Source organism: Rathayibacter sp. PhB179 (assembly GCF_004345345.1).
GTDB classification, from domain to species: Bacteria; Actinomycetota; Actinomycetes; order Actinomycetales; family Microbacteriaceae; genus Rathayibacter; species Rathayibacter festucae.
This window is the reverse complement of sequence record NZ_SLVD01000012.1, coordinates 1-20,884: the sequence shown is the minus strand read 5'-3', so window position 1 is coordinate 20,884 and position 20,884 is coordinate 1. Positions and strand designations below refer to the sequence as shown.

Here is a 20,884-nt window from a genome sequence, read left to right as displayed (position 1 = left end):
CCCGACTGCGTCCAGTCAAGGCCGCTCGTGTTTCGAAGTGGTTTCGGCCAGAAGAAGCCTGCGTGACGCCGGGCGGGCATCGGGCCGGCGTCGGGGCCGCCGCCGGATGTAACACGATCGCGTTCCCGATGTCATCGCTCCGAAACACCCCGTTGACCTAATGGAGGCTCACGACGTCGGACTCCGCCGTCGCGCACCGCTCGACTCGAGACTCCGAGGAGCACCATGACCGATCTGCAGACGCCCCGCCTCCGCACCGCCGATCCCGCACCCTCCGACTCCACCGACTCCTCCTGCGCCGCCGACGCCTGCGGCTCCGCCCCCGTCCGCCGCACCGGCTCCTCCGCCCTGCGCACCCGCGTCGACATCGCCCTCCAGGGCATCCGCGTCGACGCCCCCGTGCACCGCGAGGCCGGCGCCGGCCCGAGCGACGACGGGCACGTGATGCTCGGCGGGCTCGGCGCCGCCATCCCGGTGAACCCGAAGAGCCCCTACGCCGTCACCAACGGCCGCCTCCTGCTCGACGGCGCCGACATCGGCCTGGACGTCGAGCCGGTGAAGCGCCCGCGCTTCTACGACCTGAGCACCGCCGACGGCGTCTCCTACGAGAAGATCGCCCGCCTGCACGGCCGGAACATCCTCGCCACCACCGTCGTGCAGACCTGCATGCGCTACGACGAGGCCGAGCGCTGCCGCTTCTGCGCGATCGAGGCCTCGCTCGCCAACGACTCCACCATCGCGGTGAAGACCCCCGCGCAGCTCGCCGAAGTCGCCGAGGCGGCCGCCCGGCTCGACGGCATCCGCCAGATGGTGATGACCACCGGCACCTCCAAGGGCCGCGACCGCGGCGCCCGGCACCTCGCCCGCTGCGTCCGCGCGGTGCTGCAGGCCGTCCCCGGGCTGCCGATCCAGGTGCAGTGCGAGCCGCCGGAGGACCTCGCCGCCCTGCAGGAGCTCAAGGACGCCGGCGCCCTCTCCATCGGCATCCACATCGAGTCGATGGACGACGACATCCGCCGCCGCTGGACGCCCGGCAAGGCGCGCGTCTCGACCGCGAAGTACTGGGAGGCCTGGGACGAGGCGGTGCGGATCTTCGGCCGCAACCAGGTCTCGACCTACCTGCTCGTCGGCCTCGGCGAGGACCCAGACGAGCTGGTCGCCAGCGCCGGCGAGCTGATCGAGCGCGGGATCTACCCGTTCGTGGTGCCGTTCCGGCCGCTCAAGGGCACGCTGGCGACGGAGGTGGACCACGTCCTGCCGCCGGCCGGCTCGCTGCTGGAGAAGGTCAGCGAGCAGGTCGCCGCGCTGCTGATCGCTGCCGGCATGCTCTCCTCCGGGCAGAAGGCGGGCTGCGCGGCCTGCGGCGCCTGCGGCGTGCTGAAGACCGCCGGCGCCTGATGGAGCTCTCGATCCTCGAGGGGGTCCGCGCGGTCGCACCGGCCGCCCGCGAGGCCTTCGTGGTCGTGGTCGCCGACCCGGCCGAGGTGGCCGCCTACCGCGCCGTGCGCCGTGAGGTCTTCGTCGGCGAGCAGGGCCTCTTCGACGCCGACGACCGCGATGCACTCGACGAGGATCCGCGCACCGTCGTGCTGGTGGCCCGCTCGGCCGACGGCGTGCTCGGCGGGGTGCGGATCGCGCCCGCGCTCGAGCAGGACCTCGGCTGGTGGACCGGCAGTCGATTGGTCGTCCGCCGCAGCGCCCGAGGCGGGGCCGGGATCGGCGCCGCACTGGTGCGCGCCGCCTGCGCCGAGGCCGAGGCGCGCGGCGTGATCCGCTTCGAGGCGACGGTGCAGACGCAGAACGAGGTTCTCTTCCGCCGGCTCGGCTGGGATCGGCTCGGCGCCGTCGAGGTCGCGGGGACTCCCCATGTGCGGATGCGCTGGCCCATCGACCGGTTCGACCGTCTCGCGCGCGGAGCCAAGGCCGCCCTCGGGCCGCTGCTCGACGCCTTCGCCGGCCAGCTCGGCGGCCCGGGCTTCCGCGGCGACGACGGCGCCCCCGTCCCCGGCTCCGACCTCGTCGCCGTCTGCGACGCGATCGTCCCCTCGATGGTCGAGCGCGACCCGGAGTGGGCGGGCTGGTGCTCGGTGCTCGTCAACGTCAACGACCTCACGGCCATGGGCGCCGATCCGGTCGGCCTGCTCGACGCGGTCGCCGCGCGCGACGCCTCCTTCGCCGCGCGCGTCCTCCGCGGACTGCGCGCCGGCGCCGAGGCCTGGGGCGTCCCGCTGCTCGGCGGGCACACCCAGCTCGGCGTCCCGGCCGCCCTCTCCGTCACCGGCCTCGGCCGCACCGCGCGCCCGGTCCCGGGCAGCGCCCCGATCGGCCACGAGCTGAGCCTGACCGCCGACCTCGCCGGCGGCTGGCGCCCGGGCTACGCCGGACTGCAGTGGGACTCGACCTCGGGCCGCTCACCGGAGGTGCTGCGGGCGCTCGCGGCGAGCGTTGGCGCCGCCGCCCCCGACGGCGCGAAGGACGTCAGCATGGCCGGGCTGGTCGGCACCGTCGGCATGAGCGCCGAGGCGTCCGGCGCGGGCGCCGAGCTCGACGTCGCCGCGATCCCCCGCCCCGCCGCCGCGGGACTCGCCGACTGGCTCTCCTGCTTCCCCGGCTTCGCGATGCTCACCGCCGACCGCCCCGGCGCCTCCCGCATGGGCACGCCGCACAGCACGACCGCGGCGATCGGCCGCGTCGTCCCCGGTGAGGGCGTCACCCTCCGCTGGCCCGACGGCGAGACCACCCCCGCGATCACCTCCGCCGTCACCCGCCTCGGCGCCGCCTGACCCCCGCCGCGGATGCAGAACATCAGCTGAATCGGCCTCTCAACGGTCATCGGCGGTGAGTCGCCTTCTCAGCTGATGTTCTGCGGCGGTATCCGTTTGAGCCGCCGCCGCGCGGGTACCGGAGGTCTGCACGCGCGTCCGCGACCCCTGCGGACGCCTCCGACCGAGAGGTGACCGTGACCATCGACACCGCGACCCCCGCCGCCGGCACGACCGGCGCCACCGCCGACCTCGCCGCCGACGCCGTCTCCCGCGCCCGCGCCGCCTTCCCCGCCTGGGCCGCCACCGCGCCCGCCGAGCGCGGCGCCCTGCTGCGCGCCGCCGCCCACCGCGTGGCCGCCCGCGAGCAGGAGCTCGCCGACCTCAACACCGAGGAGACCGGCAAGCCCGCGGGCGACGCCCTCGGCGGCGTCCGCGCCGGCGTCGACACCCTGCTGCAGTACGCCGAGCTCGGCCCCCTGCACCGCGGCAAGAGCCTTCGCGGCGGCGCCCTCAACGTCGACCTCGCCCTGCCGCACCCGCGCGGTGTGGTCCTCGCGCTCACCCCCTGGAACGACCCGGTCGCCGTCGCCGCAGGCATGCTCGGCGCCGCGATCGTCTCCGGTGACGTCGTCGTGCACAAGCCGAGCGAGCGCAGCCCCGGCACCGGCGCGCTCTTCACGCGCCTGCTCGCCGACGCCCTGCCCGAGGGCGTGCTGACCCTCGTCGAGGGCGACGGCGCCGTGGGCGACGCCCTGGCCCGCACCGACGGCGTCGACGTCCTGGCGCACGTCGGCTCGACCGCCACCGGCCGCGCCCTCGCCCGGATCGCCGCCGTCACCGGCGCGCACACCATCCTCGAGAACGGCGGCAACGACGCGCTCGTCGTCGACCGCGACGTCGACCCCGTCTGGGCCGCCGAGCAGGCCGCCCTCGGCGCCTTCGCCAACGCGGGCCAGATCTGCACCTCCGTCGAGCGGATCTACGTGCACCGCGACGTCGCCGAGGCCTTCACCGCCGCGCTGGTCGTCGAGGCCGAGCGCTGGCGCGACGGCCCGCTCCCCCGCCTGGTCGACGCGCGGATGCGCGACGCCGTGCACGAGCACGTCACCTCCGCCGTCCGCGACGGCGCCCGCATCCTCACCGGCGGCGAGCCTGGTGACGGCACCTTCTACCCGGCCACCGTCCTCGCCGACTGCACCGACGAGATGCTGGTGATGACCGAGGAGACCTTCGGCCCCGTCGCCCCCGTCCTCGTCGTCGACGACTTCGACGAGGCGCTCACCCGCGCCGCCGCCGGTCCCTACGGCCTCGCGGCCACCGTCCTCACCGCCGACATGGAGCACGCGCACCGCGCCGCGGCGACCCTCCCGGTCGGCACGGTCAAGATCAACGGAGTCTTCGGCGGCGCCCCCGGCGGCAGCGCCCAGCCCCGCGGCACCAGCGGCTCGGGCTTCGGCTACGGCCCGGAGCTGCTCGACGAGATGACCACCACCACGGTCGTGCACTTCGGCCTCCCCGTCCTCCCCGGCGCCGGGCGATGAGCCTCGAGGGCTCCGCGCTCCAGCGGGCGAGCGCGCTGGTCGCGCATGTGCGCGAGCGGCCGCCGGTCGTCGCCGTGGTCGGCGACCTCATCCTCGACTCCTGGTGGCTCGGCGAGGCGGAACGGGTGACCCGCGAGGCCCCCGCCCCGGTGCTGCGCCTCGAGGACGTCGTCGACGTCGCGGGCGGCGCGGCCAACACCGCGGCGAACCTCTGCGCGCTCGGCGCCGTGGTCCGCACGGTCGGCGTCGCCGGACGCGACCCCGAGGGCGACCGCCTCCTCGCCGCGCTCGAGCGCGCGGGCCTGGACACCGGCGCGATCGTCCGCAGCGACGCCGCGACCACGATCAAGACCCGGGTCGTCGGCGGTGACAGCGTCATGCTGCGCGTCGACTCCGGCCCGCACCGCCCGTCCGACCCCGAGCTGGCCGAGCTCGCCGAGGCCGCCGTCCGCGCGGCCGACGGCGCCGATGCCGTGCTGGTCTGCGACTACGGCTCCGGGATCCTCCGCGAGGCCGTCGAGCGCGTGCTCGCCGCGCAGCGCCCCGGCCTCCTCGTGATCGACGCGCACGAGCTCGCCGACTGGGCCTTCGCGGCGCCCGACCTGGTCACCCCGAACGCGAAGGAGGCCGAGCGCCTCCTCGGTGCCCCGCTCGGCCGCGGCACCGAGCGCGCCGCCGCCGTCCGCGCCGCGGCCCAGAGGCTCCGCGAGCGCTCCGGCGCCCGCCACGTCGTGGTCACCCTCGACCGCGACGGCTCGACCGCCCTCGACGCCGACGGAACCGTCAGCCGCACCTTCGCGCAGCCCGCCGAGGAGAAGCAGGCCTCGGGCGCCGGCGACACCTTCGCCGCCACCGCGACCCTCGCCCTCGCCGCCGGCCGCTCGCTGGCGACTGCCGTCGACCTGGCGCAGGCCGCCGCGGACGTCGTCGTGCAGCGCCCCGGCACCTCCGTCTGCACCGCGGACGACCTGCTCGCCTCGCTCGCCGCGCCCGGCGCTGTCGTGCTCGGCGAGGACGGACTGGTCGAGGTGCTCGCCGAGGAGGCCCGCCGCGGCCGCCGCATCGTCTTCACCAACGGCTGCTTCGACGTGCTGCACCGCGGTCACACCGCCTACCTCCGTCAGGCGCGCGAGCTCGGCGACGTGCTGGTCGTCGCCGTGAACGACGACGACTCCGTCCGCCGGCTGAAGGGCGAGGGCCGCCCGATCAACCCCGAGGGCGACCGCGCGGGCGTCATCGCCGAGCTGGGCTGCGTCGACTACGTCACGCTCTTCAGCGGTGACACCCCGATCCCGCTGCTCGAGCGAGTGCAGCCCGACGTCTACGTGAAGGGCGGCGACTACGCCCCCGACATGCTCGCGGAGGCGGTGGTCGTCCGCTCCTACGGCGGCACCGTCACCACCGTGGGCTACGTCTCCGAGCACTCGACGACCGAGATGGTCCAGCGCATCCGCTCGTCGTCGGCGCCGTGAGCAGCCGGCGCTGGTCGGGTCTCTGGGGGCGCGACCTGCCCCCGGAGGCCCCGGCCGTCGACGTCCTGATCCCGACGGCCGGCCGCTCGGCCGAGCTGGCGGCGACCCTCGCGGGCCTCGCCGCGCAGGACGATCCGCCGTTCCGCGTCGTCGTCAGCGACCAGTCGGACACCGCGGTCACGGAGACGGACCCGACCGTCGTCTCGATGCTGCGGATCCTCGCCACGCAGGGCCGCGCTCCGCTCGTGCGCCGGCACCTCCCCCGCCGCGGCCTCGCGGAGCAGCGGCACTACCTCCTCTCGCTCGCGACCGCCCCGGCGGTCCTCTACCTCGACGACGACGTCTGGCTCGAGCCGGGCACGCTGGCGCGGCTGCACGAGGCACTCGGGCGCCTCGGCTGCGGCTTCGTCGGCTCGGCCGTGCAGGGCCTGTCCTACCTCGGCGACGAGCGGCCGCACGAGCAGACCGCCTTCGAGCCTTGGGACGACGGCGTGCAGCCCGAGCGGATCCGGCGCGGCACGCCGGAGTTCCAGCGCTGGCCGCTGCACAACGCGGCGAACCTCACCCACGTCGCCGCCCGCCTCGACGTGCCGGAGGGCGCCTGGCGCGCCTACCGCGTCGCCTGGCTCGGCGCGTGCGTGCTCTACCGTCGCGAGGCGCTCGTCGCCTGCGGCGGGTTCGACTTCTGGGAGCAGCTGCCCCCGGAGCACAGCGGCGAGGACGTCGCCGCGCAGTGGCGCGTCATGGAGCGCTTCGGCGGCGCGGGGCTCGTCCCCAGCGGCGCCGTGCACCTCGAGACGCCCACGACGGTCACCGACCGGTGCGTGGACGCCTTCGACCGGCTCTTCACCGAAGAGCACCAGCACTGACCGAACGACGAAAGGACAGAACGATGGATGCCCCCAACCCGATCCAGGTCCAGAAGTACCTCTCCGGGATCGACTACCCGGCCTCGAAGGACACGATCGTCGAGACCGCCGAGAAGGAGGGCGCCGACAGCGACGTCCTCGACGCCCTCCGCGCCATCCCGGCCGGCGACTACGACAAGCCCACCGACGTGAGCTCCGCCGTCTCGAACGTCTGACCCCTCCGCGAGATGCCACTTGTGAGCGCGACACGCCGTGTCGCCCGCTCACAAGTGGCATCTCGCACGTAGAGGCCGCACCTGCGGTGCGGCTCCCTCTCCACGCTGGCCGAGCAGCCCCGCGTCACGATGAGAGGTCGCACCTCCAGTGCGGCTGCCCTTCCATGCTGGTCGAGTAGCCGTCCGCAGGACGGCGTATCGAGACCCCGCCCCGCCCGCACTCAGGCCGAGACCTCCTCGCGCTCCTTCAGCACACCGGACTCCAGTGCCGCGAACGACAGCACCTTGTAGCCCTCGGACTCGAAGAAGATCGTCGCGCGGTCGTCCTCGACGCTCATGACGGTCCCCGCACCCCACTCGCGGTGCTCGACGGCCTCGTCGACGCTCAACGGCGCCTCGGAGGGAGCCGCGGACGCCGCCTCGTCGGCCGCCTCCTGGCGCGCCTCGTGCCGCTCGCAGCCGTCGCAGTTGCCGCACCACTCCGGCCCCTCGACGCCGAAGTAGTCCAGCAGCACGCGCCGCCGGCACTGCGAGGTCTCCGCGTAGGCCCGCATCATCGACAGCCGCGACTCGGCGATCCGCTCGCGCGAGGCGAGCTCCTCCTTCACCGCGCGCACCGCGTCGTCCCCGCTGGCGTCGCTCACGGCCCGCAGGCCGCCCTCGGTCTCGAGCAGATCCGCCTCGGCGAGGTCGTTGACCAGCCGCGCGACGGTGCGCGGCGACTTGCCCAGCGCCTCCGCCAACTCCTCGACCTGGACGCCCGGCCTGTCGGACACGGCCGCCCAGACCACCCGCAGCGCGGCCGGCTCGACCCGGCGCTTGGCGAAGAAGCGCCGCAGCCCCAGATCCTCGAGCCGGTAGTGCAGCGCACCGGTCGCGGGCTCGCCGTCGCGCCCCGAGCGCCCGATCTCCTGGTAGTAGGCGTCTAGCGACTCGGTCGTCGTCGCGTGCAGCACGTAGCGCACGTCGGCGCGGTCGATCCCCATCCCGAAGGCGGAGGTGGCGATCACCACGTCGAGCTCGCCGTCGCGCCAGCGCTCGTGCACCGCGCGCCGCTCGCTCGTCTTGAGCCCCGCGTGGTACGCCGCGACGCTCCGGCCCGAGTCCGCGATCTCCGCCGCATAGGTCTCGGTCTCCTTGCGCGTGGCGACGTAGACGAGCCCCGGCGCCGTCCAGCTGCGCGCCTCCTCGACCACGGCCGCGCGCTTCTCGTTCTCGCTCTCGTGGCGGTGCACCACGAGGCGGATCTCGGGGCGGTCGACGCCGTGCACCTGCACCTCGGGGTCGGTCATGCCGAGCCGGTCGATGATCTCCTCGCGCACCGGCCGGGAGGCGGTGGCCGTCATCGCGAGCACCGGCGGGTCGCCCAGCGCACTGCGGACGTCCTTGAGTCGCAGGTAGTCCGGGCGGAAGTCGTGGCCCCAGGAGGAGACGCAGTGCGCCTCGTCGACGACCAGGAGCGAGACGCCGGCCGCGGCGAGCCGGGCGACGTTCTCCTCCTTGGCCAGCTGCTCCGGAGCGAGCAGCACGTACAGCGGGCCGCCCTCGTCGATGCGCTCCCAGGCCCGCGCGACGGCGGCGGTGCCCTGCGCGGAGTTGATGGCGACGGCGGGCGGCGCAGCCGGCGCGGCCTCGATCGAGGCGAGCTGGTCGGCCTGCAGCGCGACGAGCGGCGAGACGACGAGCACGACGCCCCCGCGCTCGGCGCCGGCGATCTGGTACACGGCGGACTTGCCACCGCCCGTGGCGAGCACGAGCAGCGTGTCCCGGCCCGCGGCGGCCGACTCGATGGCCTCGCGCTGCCCCGGCAGCAGCGACGTCCAGCCGAAGTCCTCGCGAGCGATCCGATCGACGCTGCTGCGCGTGATCTTCTTCGTGGCGGTCTTCTTCGCGGTGGTCTTCTTCGCGCGGCTCTTCTCAGCGGCGGCGGTCGTCGTGGCAGTGGTCTTCTTCGTGGCGGTGGTATCGGAACTGCGGGTCGTGCGGGACGAGCTCATGCTTCGACGCTACGACTCCGCCCCCGCCGAGCGTCTCCACTTGACAGCTCCGGGGAGCACGGTGAAGCCACCGCCCCGCCCCGCGCCGGTCGCAGAGCGCCGGAGCGCCGGAGCGCCCCATGCTGGTCGAGTAGCGCCGCAGGCGCGTATCGAGACCCACCTACCGCCGGAACGTGTCAAGACCCTGCCGCCCGCGACCACCCGCATGCTCCGATGGATCCACCGACGAGAGGAGCCCCCGTGCCCGAGAACGTGAACGAGGACCTGCCCGAGCAGGAGTCCGACCTGACCCCGAACACCGGCGGCGCCCAGACCGTGCTGCCCGGTGAGGACGCGACCGACGCGAGCGCCGCGGGCGCCGCTCCCGGCGGCACCGCGATCGACCGCGGCGTCTCCGACACCGTCACGGAGGACGACAGCGCCGGTGACACCGTCTCCGGCGACGCCGACCTCCCGGACGACACCGACGGCCCCGTCACCGACGACCGCGCCTCCGCCGACTGACTCGAGCCCGCCAAGAACCGCGAGATGCCACTTGTGCGCGCGACACGCCGTGAAAGGCGTGCACAAGTGGCATCTCGCGAGACGGGTCAGGCCCGGGACACCACCGGGCTGAAGAGCGTGCCGATGCCCTCGATGTCGATCGCGACCGTGTCGCCGTTGGCGATCGGCCCGACGCCGGCGGGCGTCCCGGTCAGGATGATGTCGCCCGGCAGCAGCGTGAACACCCGCGAGACGTAGGCGATGATCTCGGGCACCCCGTGGATCATGTCGCCGGTGTTGCCGGACTGCAGCCGCCGCCCGTTCACCCGCGTCTCGAGCGCGCTCTCGTTCCAGACGAACTCGGTCTCGATGACCGGCCCGATCGGGCAGAACGTGTCGTAGCCCTTCGCCCGGGCCCACTGCCCGTCCGACTTCTGCAGGTCGCGCGCCGTGACGTCGTTCGCGATCGTGTAGCCGAAGACGACGTCCTCGTAGTCCTCCGCCCGCACGTTCCGCGCGATCGCCCCGATCACGACCGCGAGCTCGCCCTCGAACTCCACCTGCTGGCTGTCCTCGGGCAGCACGATCGCCTCGTCCGGCCCGATCACCGAGGTGTTCGGCTTCAGGAACATCAGCGGCTCGGCCGGAGCGTCGCCGCCCATCTCGGCCGCGTGGTCGGAGTAGTTCTTGCCGATCCCGATCACCTTCGAGCGCGGGATCACCGGCGCGAGCAGCTTCGCCTCGGCGAGCGGGATCCGCTCCCCCGTGGTCTCGAAGCCCGCGAACATCGGGTCGCCGGCGAGCACGACCAGGTCGTCCTCGTCCAGGATCCCGAAGTGGATCGCGCCCCCGTTGTCTCCGGAGCGCTGCGTGGCGAATCGTGCGATCTTCATGCGTCCAACCTCGTCATCCAGCCGTGCGTGTCCTCGCGACGTCCGTACTGGATGTCGGTCAGCTCCTCGCGCAGCGACATCGTCAGCGCGCCGGCCGGCGCGCCCTCGTGGCCCACCGAGAAGCCGTCGCCCTTGAGCTCGGCGATCGGCGTGATGACCGCCGCGGTCCCGCAGGCGAACACCTCCACCACGTCGCCGGACTCGACCCCGTCGCGCCACTCGTCGATCGACACCTGGCGGCGTTCCACGCGGTGACCGCGGTCCTCGGCCAGCTGCAGCACGCTGTCGCGGGTGATCCCCTCGAGGATCGAGTCCGACTCCGGCGTGACGAGCGTGCCGTCCTTCTTCACCAGCACCACGTTCATGCCGCCGAGCTCCTCGATCCAGCGCGACTCCTGCGAGTCGAGGAAGAGCACCTGCGCGCAGCCGTGCTGGTACGCCTCCTGCTGCGGCAGCAGCGACGAGGCGTAGTTGCCGCCGGTCTTCGCCGCTCCCGTGCCGCCCTTGCCCGCGCGGGCGAAGGACGTCGACAGCCAGATCGACACCGGGGCCACGCCGCCGGAGAAGTAGGCGCCGGCCGGGCTCGCGATCACGTAGTAGCCGACCTCCTCGGCCGCGCGCACGCCGAGGAACGCCTCCTTGGCGAACATGAACGGCCGCAGGTACAGGCTCGTCTCCGGCTCGGACGGCACCCAGGCGCCGTCCGCCGCGATCAGCTGACGCAGCGACTCGACGAACAGCTCGGTCGGCAGCTCGGGCAGTGCGAGCCGGCGGGCGGAGCGCTGCAGCCGGCCGGCGTTCGCCTCCGGGCGGAAGGTCCAGATCGAGCCGTCCGCGTGGCGGTAGGCCTTCATCCCCTCGAAGATCTCCTGCGCGTAGTGCAGCACGGCCGCGGCCGGGTCGAGCTGGATCGGGCCGTACGGCTCGACGCGCGCCTGGTCCCAGCCGCCGGCGCGCGACCAGCGGATGTCGACCATGTGGTCGGTGAAGTGGACCCCGAAGCCGGGGTTCGCGAGGATGCGGGCGCGCTCCTCGTCGGAGCGGGGCGCGGGATTGGCGGTCACCTCGAAGGCGAGGTCCTGCGCGGGGAGGGTGTCGGTCATGAGGGGTTCTTCCTGGAGTGGCGTGGGGCCCGGGGGCGGGGGCCGGAGAGGAGGGTCAGCGGAGCCGCGAGACGACGGAGTCGCCGATCGCGGCCGTGGAGCGCAGGGTGCCGTCGCGCGACTCGATGTCGGCGGTCACGGCCGCCGTCACGCGGGCGGCCTCGTCGCCGCGACCCAGGTGGTCGAGCAGCAGCGCCACCGACAGGATCGCGGCGGTCGGATCGGCGAGCTGCTTCCCGGCGATGTCGGGCGCGGATCCGTGGACCGGCTCGAACATGCTGGGGAACGCGCCGTCGGGGTTGATGTTGCCCGAGGCCGCGAGTCCGATGCCGCCGCTGATCGCGCCGGCCAGATCGGTCAGGATGTCGCCGAACAGGTTGTCGGTGACGATGACGTCGAACCTAGCAGGATCGGTCACCAGGAAGATCGTCGCCGCGTCCACGTGGAGGTAGTCGACGGCCACGTCCTCGTAGGTGGCCCCTACCTCGTCCACGAGTCGCTTCCACAGCGAGCCCGCGAAGACCAGCACGTTCGTCTTGTGCACCAGCGTCAGCTTCGAGCGGCGCTTGCGGGCCAGCTCGAAGGCGTGCCGGACGACGCGCTCGACGCCGTAGGCCGTGTTCACCGAGACCTCGTTGGCGATCTCGTGCGGCGTCCCCTGGCGGATCGACCCGCCGTTGCCGACGTACGGCCCCTCGGTGCCCTCGCGGACGACGACGAAGTCGACCTCGCCCGGCGCCGACAGCGGCGACGGCACGCCCGCGTAGAGGCGGGTCGGGCGGAGGTTGACGTAATGGTCGAGCGCGAAGCGCAGGCGCAGCAGCAGCCCGCGCTCGATGTTCGCGTCCTTGAGGCGCGGGTCGCCGGGCACGCCGCCGACGGCGCCGAGCAGGATCGCGTCGTGCGCGGAGATCGAGGCGAGGTCCTCGTCGGTGAGGACGTCGCCGGTCTCGAGGTACCGGCCGGCGCCGAGCGAGAACGACGTCTTCTCGATCACCAGGTCGGAGTCGGCGGTGACGGCGTCGAGGACCTTCACGGCCTCGGCGATCACCTCCGGTCCGATCCCGTCTCCGGGGATGACGGCGAGCTTCACGGTGCGGGTCATGGCGGTCCTCAGACGTGCGGGGGGCACGGGCCGGAGTGCTGCGCGTCCAGAGCACTGGGCGTGCGGAGCACTCGAGCGTGCGGGGCAGGAGACCAGCCCAGCGTACTCTCGGGCCGCCGCCCGCGCCGGTCGCGCCGCGTCAGCTCCGGCGCAGGCGCCAGGCCGCCACCACACCGGCGAGCAGCACCAGTCCGACGCCGATCCAGGCCGACCAGCCGACGCCCGCGTCGAACGCGGCTCCGGCCGAGGCGAGCAGGCTCGACGCCGACTCCGCAGGGATCTCGCCCGCGACCGCGACCGCCCCGCCCAGGGTCTCCCCCGCGCGCTGCGCCTGGCCGGCGTCGAGGCCCTCGGGCAGCACTACGCCGCTCCGGTAGGCGGCCGTCAGCACCGTGCCGAGCGTCGCCGTGCCGAGCACCGCGCCCAGCTCGTACGCCGTCTCCGACACCGCCGAGGCGGACCCGGCCTTGTCGGCGGGCGCGTTCGCGAGCACCAGCTCGTTGGAGACCGTCTCGGCCGCGCCGATGCCGAGGCCGAGGAAGGCGAACGAGACCGCGACGGTCAGCGCGGAGGCGCCGCCGGGCGCCGCGCTGCCGATGGCGAGCAGCGCGTAGCCCACCGCCGAGATCACGAGTCCGGCCGGCACGACGATCCGCGGCGAGATCCGCCGGGCGATCGGCACCACGCCGAGCCCCGCGCCGATCATCACGACGAGTCCCGGGACCAGCACGAGCCCCGCCTCGAGCGGCGAGAGGCCGACCACGAGCTGGAGGTGCTGCGAGACGAAGAACAGCCCGCCGACCAGCGCGACGACGCTGAGCAGGTTGACCAGGATGGCCGCGCTGAACGAGCCGCGGCGGAAGAGCGAGAGATCGAGCATCGGCACCTCGCGGCGCTGCTGCCGGCGCACGAAGAGCACGCCGCTCACGACGCCGACGACGAGCGAGAGCACCGCGACCGCGTCGATCCCGTGCTCGGCGGCCGACTTGATCGCGTAGACGATCGGCGCCATCGTCGCGAGCGAGAGCACGATGCTGACGACGTCGACCGGGCCCGGCTTGGGGTCGCGCGACTCCGGCACCAGGATCGGCGCGAGCACCACCAGCGGCAGCAGCACCGGCACCGCGAGCAGGAACACGGAGCCCCAGGGGAAGTTCTCCAGCAGCACGCCGCCGACCAGCGGGCCGACGGCCGAGCCGACCGCGAACCCGGTCGCCCAGATCGCGATCGCCATCCGGCGCTGGTCGCGGTTCGGGAAGAGGCTGCGCAGGAGGGAGAGGGTCGACGGCATCAGCGTCGCGCCGAAGAGACCGAGCGCCGCGCGGGCGGCGATGAGCGCGCCGGCCGTCGGTGCGAAGGCCGCCGCGACCGAGACCACCGCGAAGCCGACCGCGCCGATCAGCAGGAGCTTTCGCCGGCCGACCCGGTCGCCAAGGCTGCCCATCGCCACCAGCAGTCCGGCGAGCACGAGCGGGTAGGCGTCGACGATCCAGAGCAGCTCGGTGCCGGAGGGACCGAGGTCCTCCGCGATCAGCGGCAGCGCGAAGTTGAGGACGGTGTTGTCGACCGAGACGAGCAGCACCGGCAGCATCAGCACGGCCAGCGCGAACCAGGCGCGGCGCCCGACGCGGGGACCGTCGGGCTCGACGGCGGCGCGCGAGGCGGGGCCGGGGGTCGTGACGGTGGTGACAGGTGCGGTGCGGGCGGACACAGTGATGCTCTCTCTCGAACGGGGTGATCGCCACCGAGTATACCGTCCAGCCGGTACAGTAGCCAGGGGCGGAACCGGGATCCGTCCCTAGGATGGAGCCCATGCCCGCCGCCCCCGCCCGCGACCGCGTCCTCGACGCGTTCGAGGCCCTGCTGATCGAGCAGGGCGAGCGCTCGGCCACCCTCGACGCCGTCGCGAAGGCCGCCGGAGTCTCCAAGGGCGGGCTGCTCTATCACTTCCCCTCGAAGGACGCCCTCGTCGACGGACTCGTCGGACGGCTCGACGACCGCCTCGCCGAGGACATCGATCGGATCCGCACGTCCGACGAGGGCGTCGTCCCGTACCTGATCCGCACCTCGTTCGCCGCGGACACCCCCTTCGACCGCACCATCCTCGCCGTCTCGCGCGTGGCCCAGGGCCACGACGAGCGCGCGAGCGCCGGCCTCGCCCGCATCCACGACAGCTGGTACGCCGTCGTCGCCGAGGCCGTCGGCGACCCCCTGGTCGCCCGCGCCATCGTCCTGCTGAGCGACGGCCTCTACTACAACTCCGCCCTGCTCCCCACCGGCGACAGCCCCCGCGGCGAGGCCGCCGACGTCCTCGCCGTCATCGCCCGCCTCCTCCCGAGCTGACCCCGGAGGAGCGGCGCCGTCCCCGCCGCCGGTGGAGCGGCCGCATCCGCGACCGTCTGAGGAGCGTCCGCAGTCGCGGCCGCCCGCCCTCTTTGCTGGTCGACCCGCCGTCCACAGGACGTGGGCATGCTGGTCGACCAGCCGGCCGCAGGCCGCGGAGCATGCTGGTCGAGTAGCCGGCCGCAGGCCGGCGTATCGAGACCCATCACCGCCAGCACGCCGGATCTCGATACTCCCGCTCCGCGGGCTACTCGATCAGCATGCAAGGAGCAGCGGCTGATGCGCCTGCCACGCGCTGCCATGCCATGCCTGTGGGCATGCTGGTCGAGTAGCCGGCCGCAGGCCGGCGTATCGAGACCCGCCCCCTACAGCCGCACGGTCCCCTCGATCAGCGTCGCCGTCGCCCCGCCGATCCACACGTCGTCCCCCACGCGCTCCACGAGCACGCGTCCAGCGCGCCCCATCGCGGTCCCCTGCGCCGCGACGTACCGCTCGGGCGCCAGCCCGGCCCCGATCAGCCACTGCGCGATCCCCGCGTTGAGACTCCCCGTCACCGGATCCTCGGCGACCCCCGCATCCGGGATGAACGCGCGCACCTCGAAGGCGCACTCCGCACCCGCCGGATGCGGTCCTACCACGCCGACGGCGAGCCCGCCGAGCCGCGCCGACTCCGGCCGGATCGCGAGCACCCGCTCCGCCGACTCCAGCCGCAGCGCCAGCCAGCCCGGCCCGTTGTCCGCCCACTCGTGCCCGAGGATCTCCTCGCGCGCGAGCCCCAGCGCCGCCGCCGCACGCGCCAGCGTCGGCTCGTCCACCGGCCCCGTGCGCTGCCGCGGCGGCGCCGCGAACGCGATCGCCCCGTCCGACACCCGGAGCCGCACGAGCCCGGCCGCGCACTCCTGCACCAGCACTCCGGAGTCGCGGGGCACTCCCCCGGCCGCGAGCCAGGCGTGCGCACTGCCGAGCGTCGGGTGCCCGGCGAAGGGCAGCTCGCGCCGCGGCGTGAGGATCCGCAGCCGGTAGTCGGCCTCGGGCGACGTCGGCGGCAGCAGGAACGTCGTCTCCGACAGGTTCGTCCAGCGCGCGAACGCGGCCATCGACGCGTCGGACACGCCGTCGCCGTCGACGACCACCGCCACGGGGTTGCCGAGGAACGGCTCCGCGCCGAACACGTCGACCTGGGCGAATCTGCGCTCCATGCTGCCGTCTCCTCCGCCGCGCCCGGACCTACTCCGTGATGTCGATCTCCTGCATCAGGTCGGCGTCGATCGCGACGCGGACCTTCTCCAGCAGTCCGTCCGGCGCCGGCGAGTCGATCGTGATCACCGAGAGGGCCTTGCCGCCCGCCTCGGTGCGCGCGATCTGCATGCCCGCGATGTTGACGGAGGCCTCGCCGAACTCGCGGCCGTAGACCGCGACGATCCCGGGGCGGTCGACGTAGCTCATCACCACGTGGTGCTTCGCGAGCGGCACCTCGACGTCGTAGCCGTTGATCGCGACGAGCTTCTCGACCTGCTTGGTGCCGGTCAGCGTGCCCGAGACCGAGATCTGCGAGCCGTCCGAGAGGGCGCCGCGGAGCGTGATCACGTTGCGGTACTCGTCCGAGACCGCGTCCGTGATCAGCCGCACCTCGATGCCGCGCTGCTCCGCGAGCACCGGCGCGTTGACGTACGACACCGTCTCCGACACCACGTTGCTGAAGACGCCCTTGAGCGCCGCGAGCTTGAGCACCTTGACGTCGAAGCCGGCCAGCTCGCCGCGCACCTCGACGTCGATCGACGTCACCGGCGAGGCGGCGAGGCCGGAGAAGACCTGGCCCAGCTTCTCCACCAGCGGGATGCCCGGGCGGACGTATGGGTCGATGACGCCGCCGGCGACGTTCACCGCGTCCGGCACGAGCTCGCCCGAGAGCGCGAGCCGCACCGACTTCGCGACCGAGACGCCCGCCTTCTCCTGCGCCTCGTCGGTCGACGCGCCGAGGTGCGGAGTGACGACCACGTTCTCGAGGGCGAGCAGCGGCGAGTCGGTCGGCGGCTCCTTGACGAACACGTCGAGCCCGGCGCCGGCGATGGTCTTCGCGACGAGCGCGCGGTGCAGCGCGTCCTCGTCGATCAGCCCACCGCGGGCGACGTTCACCAGGAAGGCGGTCGGCTTCATCAGCGCGAGCTGCGCGTCCGAGATCATCCCGGTGGTCTCCGGGGTCTTCGGCATGTGGATGGTGATGAAGTCGCTCTGCGCGAGGAGCTCCTCGAGCGGCAGGAGCGTCACGCCGAGCTGCTGCGCGCGGGCGCTGGTGACGTAGGGGTCGTAGGCGACGACGTTCACGCCGAAGGCCTGCAGGCGCGCGGTGATCAGCGCGCCGATGCGGCCCAGGCCGATGATGCCGACGGTCTTCTCGTAGAGCTCGACGCCGGTGTACTTCGAGCGCTTCCAGAGACCCTGCGCGAGCGCGCTGTGCGCCGCCGGGATGTGCCGGGCGAGGCTCAGGATGTGGCCGACGGTGAGCTCGGCCGCCGAGATGATGTTCGAGGTCGGCGCGTTCACGACCATGACGCCTGCGGCGGTCGCCGCGGTGATGTCGACGTTGTCGAGACCCACGCCGGCGCGCGCGACGACCTTCAGCGAGGGGGCCGCGGCGATCGCCTCCGCGTCGACCTGCGTCGCGGAGCGGACCAGGATCGCGTCGGCCGAGCCGAGCGCCTCGAGCAGCGCGGGGCGGTCGGTGCCGTCCACGGAGCGGATCTCGAAGTCGGGACCGAGGGCGTCCACGGTGGCGGGCGAGAGTTCTTCGGCGATCAGGACGACCGGCTTAGTCACGAGAGGCGCTTCCTTCGGGGAGGGGACGGAGCGGGCACCGAGCACGAGGGCCGGTGGAGCCCCCGCCACTGTAGCGGAGGGCCGCAGCCGTCCCCGGCCGTGTGACGTCCGGTCTCGCCCGGTGGCGAACGACGCGTCTAGAGCGAGACGAGGCTCTCGAATCCGAGGATCAGCTGCACGTCGAGCGACAGCGCCGCGGAGAGGCAGAGCGCCGCGACGAGCAGCCCGGTCCGCGCCAGGAGCCCGCGCCGACGGCCGAGCACCAGCGCCAGCACGAAGCAGACCACCGGCAGCGCCAGCCCGAGCAGCAGCACCGTCCAGCCCGTGCTGTTCAGGTCCGTGCCGAGCGTCGCGGCGTAGGTGCGCAGGCCGACCAGGTTGCCGATCCCCTCCCAGACGTCCCAGGCGAAGAAGAGCGCGAAGACTGCGGCGATCAGCACCGAGAGGAGGAGGCGCCGGCGCGGGTCGCTGCGGCGCGCACCGCCGAGGGTCGCCTTCGCCGAGCTCTCGGTCGAGGTGGAGTCGGTCGATGCGGTGTCGCTCATCACGCCCCCTTCAGGAACGGCAGGGGTGCCAGCAGGATCAGCCCGGCGATCAGCCAGAGCACCCTGGTCCGGGTGCGGGCGTTCCGCGTGCCGAGCAGCACGGCCGCGAACCAGGCGGCCGGCCCCGCGACCGCGAGCCAGAGTCCGAGCCCGTAGAGCCCGCCGCCGAGCGCGTCGCCCGCGAACGTCGCGGCGACCGTGGCGTTCTGCCGCGTCGCGGTGATCATCCAGCCGATCGTGGAGAGGAGGTAGAGACCCGCCGCGACACCCATCGCCACCAGCAGCACCGAGGAGGCGGCCGCCGCCTCCGCGGGATCGCGCTCGTCGTCGTCGTCCGGCTCCTCGTCCGCGTCGTCCTCGCGCAGCTCGTCCGGCAGCTCCTCGACGTCGCCCTCGCGCGCCGCGCGCTCCGCCGGGGCCGAGCGGACCGCCCGCGGCGCCTTCCGCCGCGCGGTCCCGTCACCGGCCACCAGGGTGGGGTCGCCGCCCTCGCCCGCCCAGCTGAGCGCGTCGTCGTCCCGGTCGTCCTCGGGTCTGCTGTCGATCACCGCAACACCCTAGCCGCGCGGCCTCGCCGTCGGCTCGGAGCAGCCCGACACCTCCCCGCCACCGCGGCGTCACCGCCCGGCCTCCCCGGCGGGCGACCCTTCGGGGGATGGCGGAGCAGTCGGGGACGGACGAGCGCGCGGTGGAGGCCGGCCGGCGCCGCTACGTCGCGATCGGCGACTCCTTCACCGAGGGCGTCGGCGACCCGCACCGGCTCCTGCCCAACGGCGTGCGCGGCTGGGCCGACCGCGTGGCCGACCGGCTCGCCCGCGCCGAACCCGGCTGGGAGTACGCCAACCTCGCGATCCGCAGCAAGCGGCTCGCCCAGATCACCGCGGAGCAGCTGACGCCCGCGCTCGAACTGCGGCCGACCCTCGTCACCCTCTACGCCGGCGGCAACGACATCCTCGACCTCGGCACCGACATGCGCGTGCTGATCGACGCTTACGAGCACCTGGTCGACGCCCTGGCGACGACGGGCGCGTCGCTCGTGCTCTTCACCGGCTTCGACATCCCCGGGCTGCCCGCCCCGCGGATGTTCGTGAAGCGCAACCGCGTCTACAACAGCGCCGTCCGCCGCATCGCCCGCGAGCGCGGCGCCGTCCTCGTCGACTACTGGCGGATGCAGGCGTTCCGCGACGCCGCGATGTGGTCGAGCGACCGGATGCACCTCTCCAAGCGCGGGCACCGCGTGCTCGCGGCCCAGGTGCTGGACGTCCTCGGCGTGCCGCACACGATCTCGGTGGGCCCGTGGGACCCGCCCGAGCCGCTCACGCCGCGCGAGCTGCTGCGCGACCAGTACCGCTGGGCGCACGACTGGGTGCTCCCCCTCGTCGGCCGGAAGATCCGCCGGGTGACCCTGGGCGACCACCTCTCCCCGCGCTGGCCGGAGCCCGTGCTCGTCCCGCCCAAGGGCGGCCTGCGCCGCCTCGCCCGCGACGCCGCCCGCTGACGAGCGTTCACGCGCAGAACATCAGCCGAGAGCACTCGTCATCCGCCATCGGCGATGAGCAGCACTCTCCGCTGATGTTCTGCGCGACGAGTCGCCCGATCCCGATGCGCCGGCCGCTAGGACAGCAGCGGCAGCCCCGCCACCAGCAGCAGCGCCACCGCGAGCATCACGATCGGCGCCACCCGTCCCGCACCCGCGCTCGACGGCGCCGGCCTCCGCGCCAGTCCGGTCAGCCGACGGCGGTCGATCGCCGCCACTCCCCCGCGCACCGACAGCGGTCCTTCCTCGAGATCCCCCGGCCAGCGCTCGACCAGCAGCCCGCGGCTCCGGGCCAGGGCGGCGTCGGACGCGCGCAGCACCGCCAGCGGCAGCCCGTTCGCCTGGGACGAGCCGATCCCGGCCGCAGCTCCGGCCGCGACGACGACCGCCGCGGTGACGACGGCCCCCTCCGAGCCCTGCAGGGCGATCGCCGCGATCATCAGCAGCACGCCGGCGAGCGCGAGGACGATGCCGACGAGCGAGAGCGCCGAGAACAGGAGGGAGTGGGCCCGCAGATCCCGCGTGGCCGCCCTCCTCCTCGCCTCGGCCCGTGCCGCACGCGACGGCGCGAGGATGCCGACGAGGTCCGCCGGCGAGAGCGCGTCCTCCGGCAGGCGCACGTCGAACGGCAGATCGGCGGTCTCCGCGAGGTCGTCCCGGCCGAGGTCGGCGGGGACCGGCCACGCGGCCCGGGCGAAGCGGGCTCCCGCGGCCTCCGTCCGTCGCCGCAGGGCGGTGGCGGTCGCCACGAGGACCCCGCCTGCGATCAGCGCGAGCGCGAAGGCCGTGACCGTCCGCAGCGCCACCGGCGCCGACTCGAGGATCCCGCCGGACGCCAGCGCGAGCGCCGCCGCCAGCCCACCACCGGCCAGCCCGCACAGCACGATCCCCGCCGACACCTCGCACGACAGCCCGTCCCGCGCCGCCGCCACGCCCTCGTCCCACTGCCGCAGCCGCCGTGCCCGTCGCTCCATCCGCCCCACGCTACCCGCGTGCCCCGTGAGCTCCCCCGCGTTCCGCCTGCTGATCGAGCAGCCCGCAGCGGGCGTCTCGAGATCCACCCGCACAAGAACAAGGGTCTGCAGACCCGCCCTGCTGACGACACCGGGTCTCCTAGGAAAACATGGTGACCTCAGGCCGCGGCTCGTGGTGTGAGTTGGACGTCGTAGCCGAGGGATTTCAGCTGGTTGAGGGCCTTG

19 protein-coding genes are annotated in these 20,884 nt (G+C 73.9%); 9 read left to right on the top strand and 10 right to left on the bottom strand.

Features of this window, described 5'->3' with window-relative positions; translation table 11 throughout:
• The first annotated feature begins 225 nt into the window (after positions 1-225).
• The 6 genes from EDF43_RS19740 to EDF43_RS19715 all read left to right on the top strand — a co-directional run bounded on the left by EDF43_RS19740 (position 226) and on the right by EDF43_RS19715 (position 6,862).
• Positions 226-1,398, top strand: a complete 1,173-nt coding sequence (locus EDF43_RS19740) for an MSMEG_0568 family radical SAM protein (RefSeq protein WP_132438293.1) — start codon at positions 226-228, stop codon at positions 1,396-1,398.
• Complete coding sequence (locus EDF43_RS19735) at positions 1,398-2,783, top strand: MSMEG_0567/sll0787 family protein (RefSeq protein ID WP_132438294.1); 1,386 nt, start codon at positions 1,398-1,400, stop codon at positions 2,781-2,783. The genes EDF43_RS19740 and EDF43_RS19735 overlap by 1 nt, the downstream gene beginning before the upstream one ends.
• A gap of 182 nt (positions 2,784-2,965) precedes the next feature.
• Complete coding sequence (locus EDF43_RS19730) at positions 2,966-4,306, top strand: aldehyde dehydrogenase family protein (RefSeq protein WP_243582389.1); 1,341 nt, start codon at positions 2,966-2,968, stop codon at positions 4,304-4,306.
• A complete protein-coding gene (rfaE2, locus tag EDF43_RS19725; protein ID WP_132438295.1) occupies positions 4,303-5,778 on the top strand; it encodes a D-glycero-beta-D-manno-heptose 1-phosphate adenylyltransferase in 1,476 nt (491 codons plus the stop codon). The genes EDF43_RS19730 and rfaE2 overlap by 4 nt, the downstream gene beginning before the upstream one ends.
• Positions 5,775-6,647 carry a glycosyltransferase family 2 protein gene (locus EDF43_RS19720; protein ID WP_207901882.1) on the top strand — a complete coding sequence of 291 codons (873 nt, stop codon included), beginning with the start codon at positions 5,775-5,777 and terminating at the stop codon, positions 6,645-6,647. The genes rfaE2 and EDF43_RS19720 overlap by 4 nt, the downstream gene beginning before the upstream one ends.
• Before the next feature lie 23 nt (positions 6,648-6,670).
• Positions 6,671-6,862 (top strand): DUF2795 domain-containing protein, encoded by a 192-nt coding sequence (locus EDF43_RS19715; RefSeq protein ID WP_123737261.1) that lies wholly within the window; start codon positions 6,671-6,673, stop codon positions 6,860-6,862.
• A 221-nt stretch (positions 6,863-7,083) separates the two neighbouring features.
• Here EDF43_RS19715 and EDF43_RS19710 read toward each other — a convergent pair whose 3' ends face one another.
• Positions 7,084-8,859 (bottom strand): RecQ family ATP-dependent DNA helicase, encoded by a 1,776-nt coding sequence (locus EDF43_RS19710; RefSeq protein WP_132438296.1) that lies wholly within the window; start codon positions 8,857-8,859, stop codon positions 7,084-7,086.
• Positions 8,860-9,099: 240 nt separating this feature from the next.
• Between EDF43_RS19710 and EDF43_RS22035 the strand changes: the two genes are divergently transcribed.
• Positions 9,100-9,363 (top strand): hypothetical protein, encoded by a 264-nt coding sequence (locus EDF43_RS22035; RefSeq protein WP_165909217.1) that lies wholly within the window; start codon positions 9,100-9,102, stop codon positions 9,361-9,363.
• An 86-nt stretch (positions 9,364-9,449) separates the two neighbouring features.
• Here the strand turns inward: EDF43_RS22035 and EDF43_RS19700 are convergent, their stop codons facing one another.
• From EDF43_RS19700 to EDF43_RS19685, 4 genes are all read right to left on the bottom strand, one after another.
• Entirely contained in the window at positions 9,450-10,235 is a 786-nt protein-coding gene (locus EDF43_RS19700; protein WP_123447967.1) for a fumarylacetoacetate hydrolase family protein, read from the bottom strand.
• On the bottom strand, positions 10,232-11,338 hold the full coding sequence (locus EDF43_RS19695) for a branched-chain amino acid aminotransferase (RefSeq protein ID WP_123734014.1): 1,107 nt from the start codon (positions 11,336-11,338) through the stop codon (positions 10,232-10,234). The genes EDF43_RS19700 and EDF43_RS19695 overlap by 4 nt, the downstream gene beginning before the upstream one ends.
• Before the next feature lie 55 nt (positions 11,339-11,393).
• On the bottom strand, positions 11,394-12,443 hold the full coding sequence (locus EDF43_RS19690) for a 3-isopropylmalate dehydrogenase (protein ID WP_132438297.1): 1,050 nt from the start codon (positions 12,441-12,443) through the stop codon (positions 11,394-11,396).
• Between the two features lie 139 nt (positions 12,444-12,582).
• Entirely contained in the window at positions 12,583-14,154 is a 1,572-nt protein-coding gene (locus EDF43_RS19685) for an MFS transporter (RefSeq protein WP_243646385.1), read from the bottom strand.
• Between the two features lie 101 nt (positions 14,155-14,255).
• Here EDF43_RS19685 and EDF43_RS19680 point away from each other — a divergent pair, with 101 nt between their 5' ends.
• Complete coding sequence (locus EDF43_RS19680) at positions 14,256-14,786, top strand: TetR/AcrR family transcriptional regulator (protein ID WP_123447970.1); 531 nt, start codon at positions 14,256-14,258, stop codon at positions 14,784-14,786.
• 365 nt (positions 14,787-15,151) lie between these two features.
• On the opposite strand, the gene EDF43_RS19675 is transcribed toward EDF43_RS19680, so the two are convergent.
• From EDF43_RS19675 to EDF43_RS19660, 4 genes are all read right to left on the bottom strand, one after another.
• Positions 15,152-15,985 carry a PhzF family phenazine biosynthesis protein gene (locus EDF43_RS19675; protein ID WP_132438298.1) on the bottom strand — a complete coding sequence of 278 codons (834 nt, stop codon included), beginning with the start codon at positions 15,983-15,985 and terminating at the stop codon, positions 15,152-15,154.
• 28 nt (positions 15,986-16,013) lie between these two features.
• Positions 16,014-17,603 carry a phosphoglycerate dehydrogenase gene (gene serA, locus EDF43_RS19670; protein ID WP_123447972.1) on the bottom strand — a complete coding sequence of 530 codons (1,590 nt, stop codon included), beginning with the start codon at positions 17,601-17,603 and terminating at the stop codon, positions 16,014-16,016.
• 137 nt (positions 17,604-17,740) lie between these two features.
• On the bottom strand, positions 17,741-18,148 hold the full coding sequence (locus EDF43_RS19665; RefSeq protein WP_132438299.1) for a hypothetical protein: 408 nt from the start codon (positions 18,146-18,148) through the stop codon (positions 17,741-17,743).
• A complete protein-coding gene (locus EDF43_RS19660) occupies positions 18,148-18,696 on the bottom strand; it encodes a hypothetical protein (protein WP_132438300.1) in 549 nt (182 codons plus the stop codon). The genes EDF43_RS19665 and EDF43_RS19660 overlap by 1 nt, the downstream gene beginning before the upstream one ends.
• Positions 18,697-18,803: 107 nt before the next feature.
• Between EDF43_RS19660 and EDF43_RS19655 the strand changes: the two genes are divergently transcribed.
• Positions 18,804-19,646, top strand: a complete 843-nt coding sequence (locus EDF43_RS19655) for an SGNH/GDSL hydrolase family protein (RefSeq protein WP_132438301.1) — start codon at positions 18,804-18,806, stop codon at positions 19,644-19,646.
• 116 nt (positions 19,647-19,762) lie between these two features.
• Here EDF43_RS19655 and EDF43_RS19650 read toward each other — a convergent pair whose 3' ends face one another.
• On the bottom strand, positions 19,763-20,659 hold the full coding sequence (locus EDF43_RS19650) for a hypothetical protein (protein WP_132438302.1): 897 nt from the start codon (positions 20,657-20,659) through the stop codon (positions 19,763-19,765).
• Positions 20,660-20,884 lie beyond the last annotated feature (225 nt).